6 protein-coding genes are annotated in these 6961 nt (G+C 62.5%); 1 reads left to right on the top strand and 5 read right to left on the bottom strand.

The features are described 5' to 3' along the window. From EN745_RS25980 to EN745_RS25970, 3 genes are all read right to left on the bottom strand, one after another. Positions 1-769 (bottom strand): ABC transporter permease (locus EN745_RS25980; RefSeq protein ID WP_145992135.1); only part of this gene is annotated, 769 nt, incomplete at its 3' end. Beyond that, complete coding sequence (locus tag EN745_RS25975; protein WP_127422590.1) at positions 766-1803, bottom strand: ABC transporter ATP-binding protein; 1038 nt, start codon at positions 1801-1803, stop codon at positions 766-768. The genes EN745_RS25980 and EN745_RS25975, both read right to left, overlap by 4 nt. A gap of 36 nt (positions 1804-1839) precedes the next feature. Then, positions 1840-2883 carry an ABC transporter substrate-binding protein gene (locus tag EN745_RS25970; protein WP_126088192.1) on the bottom strand — a complete coding sequence of 348 codons (1044 nt, stop codon included), beginning with the start codon at positions 2881-2883 and terminating at the stop codon, positions 1840-1842. Between the two features lie 215 nt (positions 2884-3098). On the opposite strand from EN745_RS25970, the gene EN745_RS25965 reads away from it, so the two are divergent. Further along, positions 3099-4121, top strand: coding sequence for a LacI family DNA-binding transcriptional regulator (locus EN745_RS25965; protein WP_127422589.1), 1023 nt, complete (start codon positions 3099-3101; stop codon positions 4119-4121). Positions 4122-4269: 148 nt separating this feature from the next. On the opposite strand, the gene EN745_RS25960 is transcribed toward EN745_RS25965, so the two are convergent. Next, positions 4270-4587 (bottom strand): hypothetical protein, encoded by a 318-nt coding sequence (locus tag EN745_RS25960; protein ID WP_245487837.1) that lies wholly within the window; start codon positions 4585-4587, stop codon positions 4270-4272. Position 4588: 1 nt separating this feature from the next. Then, the coding region (locus EN745_RS36315) for a transcriptional regulator (RefSeq protein WP_189363163.1) at positions 4589-6961 on the bottom strand (2373 nt) is incomplete at its 5' end.

The following is a 6961-nucleotide window of genomic DNA, read 5'->3' as shown; positions in this document are numbered from 1 at the left end:
GTTTCTGCTGCCGGTATACGCCGCGATGCGCGATATCGACACCAACCTCATTCGCGCCGCCGCCAAGCACCGCGGGCGTGATGAAGAACCCGATCGTGTAGATGAAGACGATGATCGAACCCGAAAGGATGCCGCCGGCGGAAAGCGGCAGAATGACCGTGCGGATCACCTGCCCGAGCGTGGCGCCCATGCTGGCGGCGGCGCGAATGAGGTTGGTGTCGATATCGCGCATCGCGGCGTATACCGGCAGCAGAAACAGCGGCAGCATGTAGTGAACCATGCCGATGAGCGTGCCGGTGAAATTGTAGACCAGCGGCAATGGCTCCGCGGTCAGGCCCGAACCCGTCAAGGCAGCGTTGATCAGTCCATCGCGCCGCAACAGCACGAGCCACCCATAGGTGCGCACCAGAATAGAGGTCCACAAGGGCAGCATAACGAAGGCCATCAGCACGTTGGCCACCCTTGGCCGAGTGCTGGCCAGAGCGAGCGCCAGCGGAATGCCGAGAATAATGCAGACCACCAGCGTGCCCAGCGACAGTTCAAGGGTCGTGGCCAAGGCCGACCATGTCAGCCCGCTCGACAGCACCTTCTCGTAATTGCCGACGGAGTATTGGCCCGCCGTCGTCAGGAAGGATTGCCGGACGATCCAGAGGAGCGGCAGTATCGCCGCCAGCCCAACGATGAAAAGCGCCGGAAGCGACAGCGAAAGGAAGAAGCGCCGCTCGCGTCGGCCATCCGCGGCGAGCGCGGGATCGGCAGCGACGCTCACGCCATCGCTCCCGGCAGAACATGAACTTTTTGCGCCGGCGCATAGACAGTCACCCGCTGACTGGCGGCAAGCTCGACGCAGCCACCGGCCAGGGCCGCCGGAATGCAGACAAGGACTTCCTGCCCGCCGTCAAGCGTCAGCGTCAACAGCCAGTTCTCGCCGCGAAATGCCTTGGCGCGGAGTGTCCCGTCGAGGGCAACTCCGTCGCGTCCGGCGAGGCTCGCATTGAGATGCAGGCTTTCGGCGCGGATCATCAGCGTCTCGCGCGGCGCGTCGGCGCCATCGATCCTGCGCGCTAGGCCCGGAGCGATAATGTTGGCCTCGCCCATGAACTCGGCGACGAAGCGTGTCGATGGACGATCATAAATTCGCTGAGGCGCGTCGATCTGCTGGATGCGGCCGGAATTCATCACCGCGATCCGGTCGGACATGGTCAGCGCCTCGCGCTGGTCATGGGTCACATAGATGGTGGTGATCCCGAGATCATCGTGCAGGCGCCGGATCTCGTACTGCATGGTCTCGCGCAGATTCTTGTCGAGCGCCGACAGTGGCTCATCCATCAGCATCACGCGCGGTTCGAAGACAATTGCCCGCGCCAACGCCACCCGCTGGCGCTGGCCGCCGGACAGTGCGGCAATACTGCGCTCCGACAGACCTTCCAGTTTCACGCGGGCCAAGGTGTCCAGGGCCCGCTGACGGGCTTCCGCCTTCGGTATCCTGCGCAGCGCCAGCGGATATTCGACATTGGCGAGGACGTTCATGTGGGGAAACAGAGCGTAGTTCTGGAAAACGATGCCGATCTCCCGTCTGTTGGGAGCAAGGCGAGTAATGTCGCGATCCCCCAACAGGAGCTTTCCGGAATCGGGCCGGACAAAACCGGCCAGAGCCATCAGCAAAGTGGTCTTGCCCGACCCGGAGGGGCCGAGCAGCGTCAGGAATTCGCCGGCCCTGATGTCGAGTGAGACATCGTCCAGCGCGACGTAAGACCCATAGGCCTTACGCACGCTGTCGATGGTGATCGGAAGCGATTTCATCATGCGCTCCGTCGTTGCATCTGATGCGCTGGAGCGTCAGCGGCTGATCATTTCATCGAAGGCCTTTTGCGCGGCTTCGCCGTTCTTCAGCCACCAGTCGGCATTCGAGAACACCGAAGTGCCGGCGTTTTCGGGCGCCGTCGCCAGGGTCTTCAGACGGTCCTTCGGAATAAGGCCTCCTTCATAGGCGGCAGGGTTGACCGGCCCGTAGGCGATGAAATCGGTGAGCTTCGCCACCCGAGCGGGTTGCGTCATCGCCGCGATGAGCTTCATGGCCGCGTCCTTGTTCTGGGCGCCCTTCGGCACACCGAGGCAGTCCGTGCCGATAACGGAACCCTTGAACGTATAGTCGACGGCGCCGCCATCCGCCTTCACGGTCTGGGCTCTTCCGTTCCAGGTGACGACCAGATCCGCTTCGCCGTCTTTCAGCAGTTGCGCCGACTGCGCGCCCGAGGTCCACCACACGGAGACGTTTGGCTTGATCGCCTCGATCCGCTTGATGGCGCGCTGCAGCCCTTCCGGGGTGCTGAGCACGGAATAGACGTCCGCCGGCGCCACGCCGTCGGAGAGCAGCGCGATCTCGATCAGGTCCTGCGCGTTGGCGCGCAAGGCGCGACGGTTCGGGAACTTGGCGACATCCCAGAACTCCGCCCAGCTTTTCGGCGGGTTGTCGCCAAGGGCCTTGGTGTTCCACGACATGACGGTGCCGTAGGAATCGAACGGATAACAGTAGTCGGACTTTGCGCCGGCCGGCACGGATTTGGGATCGATAATCTTGTAGTCGAGTGGTTCCAGCAGCGACTGCGCGGCCGCCTGCGCGCCTTCCGGTGAGCCGAGATGGATGATGTCGGTGGTGACCGCGCCCGAGGTGACCTGCATCTTCAACGCGGCAAGGCCGTCGCTCTGCGTCTCTTCGCGGACCTCATAGCCAAGCTCTTTTGCAGCGGGAGCCCACATGGCCTCCTTGATGGCATTGCCATAGTCCCCGCCTGCGGTGGTGATGGTGACCGTTTGAGCATAGACGGGCAAGGCAGCCGAGACTGCGATCACCGCCAAGGAAATGCGTGGTAGCCAAGACATGGATTTTCCTCCTCCAGGATTCATCAAAGCGTCGATTACGTGGCCATTTTAGAAAATCGTAACGTTACGATTGCAGCGAAACGGCATTGAGTCAAGCGGCTTTACGGCGGACATTTGATAGTGGGGGGCGTCGGATTTGACCGTCAGGTCGAATCCGGTAACGTTACGAAGCGCAGCAAAATCAGCCGACGCATTCGCAAATCAAGTCGGGCGACATGGCCAATCTAAAACAGATCGCGGCGGAACTTTCTCTTTCGGTGACCACCGTATCGCGCGCTCTGAAGGACGGTCCGGAGGTGCACCCCTCGACCGTGGCGCGGGTCAAGGAGGTGGCCAACCGCGTCGGCTACGTGCCTGATCATCATGGTCGCGCGCTCAAAACCGGACGGACCATGACGCTGACGGCGGTGCTGCCGATGGAGACGAGCGATTACCTGTCCGATCTGGCCAAGCTTCCCCTGATCGAGGGCATGACGCTGGCGGCGCGGCAAACGGGCTACAGCCTGTCCATATATTCCACCACGCCCGACGATGATCCGGTCGAAAGCATGCGGCGCCTGTTGCAGGCGCGCAGCGCGGACGGGCTGATCATCACGCGCATGGTCTCGGGCGATCCGCGCATCAAGCTGCTGCTCGACCAGGGCATACCGTTCGTCACCTTCGGCAGAACCGATGTGGACGCCGCCTATCCCTATGTCGATATCGACAATGAGCAGATCGCCTATGACGCGACCCGACGGCTCATGGGCAAGGGCTGCCGACGCATAGCGCTGCAGCTTCTCGTGGCGAAGGACCAGGCGAGCGCCGCGCGGCTCAAAGGCTATCAGAGAGCGATGGCCGAGGCCGGCCTTCCGATCGACCAATCGCTGATCGGCCACGGCACGTTCACGATGGAATCGAGCGCAGCCTGGTTCGATCGGCTGCTGGCGTCGTCAGATCCGCCAACGGGCCTGGCGTGCGCCAATGAACTGGGCCTGCTTGGGGCGCTGCACGCGCTCGGCCGACGGGGCCTTGAGCCGGGCCGAGACGTCCACATCGTCACTCGCGACAACACGCGTCTGTCGCGCTTCCTGCCGGCGAATATCGGCGTTCATTCCGTAGACATGGCAGCCGTCGGGCACAAACTGATCGAGCTGCTGGAGGACCGGATCGCCAATCCGCTTGAGCCGGTCGCGACAGTCTTGTTTGAAGGTGAGTTCGACCCTGGCGATAAGTCGGACCTGAAGAAGTCGGACTAAGTTAAATACTCAAAAAGTGACAAGTAGAGATCCACATTACCCTGACAACTATCTCGGTTTGATCCTGGGCGAACTTGACAGTGCAGTTCGCCAATGATGCCGAGTCTTTCCCATTCCGCAGATACGGCCCCCAAGCGGCCACCTCTTCCTAAACTGGCTGGATCAGCGCCGTCGCGGCATCATCGAGGGTAGGCACCATATCGCCTGCGAGATCGAGCCGAACGAGCGCCTGCTCGGCTTCTCGGAGACGACGTTCGAGCTTGCCTTCAACAAAGAGTGCCGTACGCGCAGGCGGCAAATCGAACGGGATGAACGCATCGACGTTCTCTGCGCCTGCGGTTACGCTCTCCGCGACCAATGACGGCACAGGCTCAACGTCATCTGCAGGCTCAAATCGCGAACGGCTCATACCGGCCGAGCGGCAGGGATCGCCGCTGCTGCCTGCCTGCGGTGCTGCCAAAGCCACGCTAGTTCGGCGTAGCCAACAGGCGTGCGGCCGACTGCAGGTCTGCTGTCTCCAAACCCTCCCCGAATCGCGCGAAAATTGGCCGGAGGAGTGCTTGGGCGGCCTCCTGTCGTCCGCGTACGGCCAACAGCGAAGCGAGGTCGATAGCGGTCCGCAATTCCCATGCGCGAGCCCCCTGATGACCGCTGAGTTCTAACGACCGCCGAAAACAAAGTTCCGCTTCTTCGTGCGTGCCGCCTCGCGGGGCCGCGAGAACAAGGTTGCCCTTCACTCGCAGCAGGTCTGGCATGTAGCAAAGATCGCCGCTTGCCTCGACCTGCTCGATCGTCTCCTCGATCAGTGAAAGCGCTTCGGCGGACCGACCGGTCGCGGCGAGGCCCTGAACGAACGAGATGTTGAGCGGCGTGGTCAGTAGTTCGTAGGGAGCGGCATGAAGCTCGGCGAGACAGGATCGAAGGCTTTCGACACCGCTGCTTGCATTGCCTCGACGAATGGCGAGTTCCCCTTTGAAGCCGCGCCCTAGCGCGAGATAGGGTCCAAGGGAATGAAATTCGGCACTGGAGAAAAGACGATCGATGTGTTCCTCTGCGCGCGCTAGGTCTCCGACCCAGAGGAACACGGAAATCGCCCAGACAAGTGCGATGGAAAGCGTCAGGGGATGGTTCAGGACTTCCGCATCCTCGACCGTCAGCAGCGCCTGCTCCACCGCCCGATCCGGATACCCTTGCAGCCAGAGCGTCCTTGCCAGAATTGCGCCGGCAAGAATTCTGCCGTCGAAGCCGAGATAGTTCGTCGTTGAGCGGTCGGAGCGCGGCCCGCATCGCAGCGCCGCTTCCAGCGCGGTCTGGGCGCGGCCCAGCTCTCCGCTGAGGTGAAGAGAAATCCCCATTAAGGAATGCGCCAATGTGGTGGAGACAGAATCCTCGAGCGTTGCTGCGATGACGGTACAGCGCTCCGCATAGCGCAGCGCGACCCTGAACTCTCCCCTGCGCAGATGGAACATCTGCAGCGGGCCCAGAATCTGAAGCTGGTCGAGCGCATCGCCACGCCGGTCGGCAATGGCAAGACTTCTGTTCAAAGCCACGCGCGCCGCATCTTTTCCACCACGGGTGAACATCAGGGACACCCCGAGGGCGGCCTGAAGAAGCATCTCCTCCGATCCGCCGCCTGTAGCGTCGTCGAGGGCAAGAACCGCCCGCGCCATCCAACGATGACATTCGGTGAGCAAAGACATCGACAGAAAAACAGGGGCCGCCGCCGCGGCTAGACGGACGCCGACTTCAATGTTCCCGCCGGGTCCGAAGCACCAATCCAGAGCCACTCGCACATTGGCCAGGCCAGCGAGTTGAAACGACCGTTGCGAGGCGCTCGACAAGGTAGGCCACTCGGCTCCTGTCTGCTCCAGCCAGCGCAGGTAATGGGTCGCGTGACGTGCGGCCAGGCTCGCGAACTCGGCATCGTCGACGTCGAGCTGAAAGGCGTAAGCCCGTGTCGTGTCGAGCAGTCGATAACGCATCGTTGCTCCGGCGGGCCTTGCTGCCACCATCGACTTGGCAACGAGACTGTCGATTGCGCCAAACACGAGAGTGTCGTCGACCGTTGCGCTCGTCACGACTTCAAGCGCGGCGTCGATCGAAAAGTCGCCAATGAAGACCGCAAGCCGGCGAAGCAATAGGCGCTCGAACTCGGACAGCAAGCCGTAGCTCCAGTCCAAGGTCGCCTGGAGGGTCTTCTGCCGCGCCGGGGCGCTGCGTTGTCCCGGCCACAACAGCGTCAGCCGCTCGTCGAGAAGTTCCGCGGTTTTCTGCAGGCCGTAGCTCGCAACCCGTCCAGCCGCCAGCTCAATCGCCAGCGGCACGCCGTCAAGCTTGCGACAGATGCCGGCCACGATGGCGGCATCCGCATCTTGGAGGTCAAGCCGGGCGCCGCTCGCCGCGGCTCGTTCCAGGAACAGCTGCGTCGCAGGAAAGCTGTTCACCACGAACGTGTTGAGTTCCAGATCGCCCGGCGCGCATTCAAGCGGCGCCAGCTTGTAGACATGCTCGCCTTCGACCTGAAGAGGCTCCCGGCTCGTTGCCAGCAGATGCGCTTGCGGCGCAGCGGCGAAGATACGGGCCGCCAAATCTGCCGCCGCGTCGATGACATGCTCGCAAGTGTCGAAGATCAGCAAGATCCTCTTTTCCGCCAGATAGGCGACCAAGCCGGATGTCGGGTCGTCGGGCTGAAGGGACAACCCCAACATCGAGGCTACGGTCGTCGCAACCAGGCTTTGATCGCTCAGCGCCCCGAGATCGACGAAATGCACGGCGCCCGCGAATGCTTCGACCAGGTCATGGCCCACAGCCACGGCAACCGTGGTCTTGCCGACACCACC

It is taken from the genome of Mesorhizobium sp. M4A.F.Ca.ET.022.05.2.1 (genome assembly GCF_003998845.1).
GTDB lineage: Bacteria > Pseudomonadota > Alphaproteobacteria > Rhizobiales > Rhizobiaceae > Mesorhizobium.
The sequence above is the reverse complement of the archived record's forward strand: the minus strand, read 5'-3'. Positions and strand labels throughout refer to the sequence as shown.